Consider the following 3611-nt stretch of genomic DNA (forward strand, 5'->3'; position numbering starts at 1 on the left):
GCGTGGTGTTCCCGGTGTTGGTCACCCGGTAGTGGTAGACCACCGGCAACCCCGCACCGGCCACCGTGCTGGGCTGGGCCGTCTTCTGCAGGCTGACGCTGGGCAGCGACGCTGCGGTCACGGTCGCCGTCGACGGCGCCGAAGTGATCGGCGCCCCCTCCGGCGGAGTGCCCGAGGCCACCGCGGTGTTCAGCACCACGCCCGCGTCGATGTCGAGTTGCGTCACCACGTAGGTGCCGGTGCAGGTGGTGCCCGCCTGCGGCGCCAGGGTGGTCACCGGGCAGGTGATCACCGGCGGCGTCCCGGTGCCGGAGAACGCGGTGTCGGCCGCGGTCACCTGGGTCAGCGTGGTGTTGCCGGTGTTGACGATGGCGTACGAGTAGGTGACGGTCTGCCCGGCCGCGGTGACGGTCGCCGGCGACGCCGACTTGTTCAGCGCCAGACTCGGCGCCGGGGGGATCGTCACCGTCACCGTCGACGGCGGCGAGGTGATCGGCGGGCCCTCCGGCGGCGTACCGGTGGCGACCGCGGTGTCCACCAGCGCACCGGAGTCCACGTCCGCCTGGGTGGTCACGTAGGTGCCGGTACAGGTGGTGCTCTCCCCCGGCTCCAGGGTCGTCACCGGACAGGTGATCACCGGCGGCGGGCCCGTCCCGGAGAACGCCGTGTCGGCCACGCTCACCCCGGTCAGCGTGGTGTTCCCGGTGTCGGTCACCTGGAAGGAGTAGGTGATGGTGGTCCCGGCGCCGCCCACCGTGCTCGGCGAGGCGGTCTTCAGCACGCTGATGCCCGGCTGCGGCGGGGCGGTGACGGTGGCCGTCGACGGCGCCGACGAGATCACCGGCCCGGTCGGCGGGGTGCCGCGGGCCACCGCGGTGTTCACCACCGCACCGGCGTCGATGTCCGCCTGGGTCACCGCGTACGTCCCGGTACAGGTGGTGGTCGCGCCCGGCGCCAGCGTGGTCACCGGACAGGTGATCACCGGCGGCGTCCCCGTCCCGGAGAACGCGGTGTCGGCCGCGGTCACCCCGGTCAGCGTCTTGTTACCGGTGTTCACGATGGCGTACGAGTAAGTGACCGTCTGCCCCGCCTGGGTGACGGTCACCGGCGACGCCGACTTGCTCAGCGCGAGGCTCGGCAGGTAGTTCATGGTGACCGTCACGGTGGACGGCGGCGAGGTGATCGGCGGTGCCTGCGGCGGGGTGCCGGTGGCCACCGCGGTGTTCACCACCACGCCCGCGTCCAGGTCGGCCTGGGTGGTCACGTAGGTGCCGGTACAGGTGGTGGACGCCTGCGGTGCCAGCGTGGTCACCGGGCAGTTGACCACCGGCGGCGGGCCGGTGCCGGAGAACGCGGTGTCCGCGGCGGCCACGTTGGTCAGCGTGGTGTTGCCGGTGTTGGTGACGGTGTAGGAGTAGGTGATCGGCCGCCCGGCATTGGAGATCGTGCTCGGGAAGGCCGTCTTCAGCAGGCCGATGCTCGGCAGCGGCGGGACGGTGACGGTGGCCGTCGACGGCGGCGACGAGATCGCCGGGCCCTCCGGCGGGGTGCCCGAGGCCACCGCGGTGTTCACCACCGAGCCCGCGTTGATGTCGGCCTGGGTCACCACGTACGTCCCGGTGCACGTGGTGGCCGCCTGCGGCGCCAGCGTGGTCACCGGACAGGTGATCACCGGCGGCGTGCCGGTCCCGGAGAACGCGGTGTCGGTGGCTGTCACCCCGGTCAGGGTGGTGTTGCCGGTGTTGGCGACGGCGTACGAGTAGACGACGGTCTGCCCCGCCGCGGTGACCGTGGGCGGCGACGCCGACTTGCTCAGCGCCATGCTCGGCGCGGACAGGAAGGTCAATGTCGCGGTGGCCGGGTCGGAAGTGATCGGCCCGCCGACCGGCGGGGTACCGGTGGCCAGCGCGGTGTTGATGACCGCGCCGGCGTCCACGTCGGCCTGGGTGGTCACGTACGTGCCGGTACAGGTGGTGGACACCCCTGGGTCCAGCGAGGTCACCGGGCAGGTGATGACCGGCGGCGTGCCGGTCCCGGAGAACGCGGTATCGGCCACGCTCAGCGCGGTGAGCGTCACGTTCCCGGTGTTGGTGACGGTGTAGGAGTAGGTCACCGTGCGGCCGGCGAAGGTCAGCGTGCTGGGGAACACCGTCTTCTGCAGTTCCATGTGCGGGGCGGGTTCCCCGCTGACGGTGGCCGTCGACGGGTCGGACGTGACCGGCCCGCCGGTCGGCGGGGTACCGGTGGCCAGCGCGGTGTCGATCAGCGCACCGGAGTTGACGTCCTCCTGGGTCACCACGTATGTGCCGGTGCAGGTGACCACCTGGCCCGGGGTCAGCGTGGTCACTGGACAGGTGATCACCGGCGGCGTACCGGTGCCGGAGAACGCGACGTCCGCCACGGTCACCCCGGTCAGCGTGGTGTTACCGGTGTTGGTCACCCGGAATGAGTAGGTGATCACCTGGCCGGCCGCGGTCAGCGACGACGGGAAGGCGGTCTTCAGCAGCTCGACGTGCGGCAACGACGGGATGGTCACCGTCGCGATGGACGGGCCGGAGGCGACCGGCACGCCGCCCGCCGTGGTGCCGGTGGCGACCGCGGCGTCCACGATCGAGCCGGCGTTCACGTCGGCCTGGGTGGTGACGTACGTGCCGGTGCAGGTGGTCACCTCGTCCGGCAGCAGGACCGTCACCGGGCAGGTGATCACCGGCGGCGGGCCGGTGCCGGTGAACGAGGTGTCGGCCACGCTCAGCGCGAGCAGCGTGGTGTTGCCGGTGTTGGTCACCTGGTAGGAGTAGAAGACCGTCAGCCCGGCGGCGGCCACCGTGCTCGGCGACGCGGTCTTCAGCAGGGCCAGGCTGGGCGTGCTCTCGGCGGTGACGGTGGCGGTGGACGGATCGGAGACCACCAACGGGCCGCCCGGCGGGGTGCCGAAGGCGCGGGCGGTGTTCACCACCGTGCCGGTGTCGATGTCGAGTTGCGTCACCACATACGTCCCGGTGCAGGTGGTGGACGTGTTCGGCGCCAGTGTGGACACCGGACAGGTGATCACCGGCGGCGTACCGGTCCCGGAGAACGCGGTGTCGATGGCACCGATGCCGTTCATCGTCCGGTTGCCGCTGTTCACGATGCGGTACGAGTAGGTGACCGTCTGCCCGGCCTCGGTGACCGTGGCCGGCGCGGCCGTCTTCTGCAGGTCCAGGCGGGGCGTGGACGGGATGGTCACCGTCGCGGAGGACGGCGGCGAGTTCACCGGCGGCCCGCTCGGCGGGGTACCGGTCGCCACCGCGGTGTTCAGCACCCCGCCGTTGCCCACGTCCGGCTGGGTGGTCACGTAGGTGCCGGTACAGGTGGTCACCTGGCCGGGGGTCAGCGTGGTCACCGGACAGGTGATCACCGGCGGCGTACCGGTCCCGGTGAACACCGTGTCGGCCACGCTCAACGAGGTCAGTACGGTGTTGCCGGTGTTGGTCACCTGGAACGAGTAGGTCACGGTCCGGCCGGCCGCGCCCACCGTGCTCGGCGCGGCGGTCTTGAGCAGGGCGAGGCCGGGCAGCGGGGTGACGGTGACGGTGGCGCTGGAGGGGTTGGAGTTCACCAGCGTGCCACCT

The 3611-nt window shown here is 71.7% G+C and carries 1 protein-coding gene; it reads right to left on the reverse strand.

The features are described 5' to 3' along the window. On the reverse strand, nucleotides 1–3598 hold a 3598-nt coding region (locus Sru01_RS34935; RefSeq protein WP_203995144.1), incomplete at its 3' end, for a beta strand repeat-containing protein. Nucleotides 3599–3611: the final 13 nt, after the last annotated feature.

The organism is Sphaerisporangium rufum (assembly GCF_016863395.1).
GTDB classification, from domain to species: Bacteria; Actinomycetota; Actinomycetes; order Streptosporangiales; family Streptosporangiaceae; genus Sphaerisporangium; species Sphaerisporangium rufum.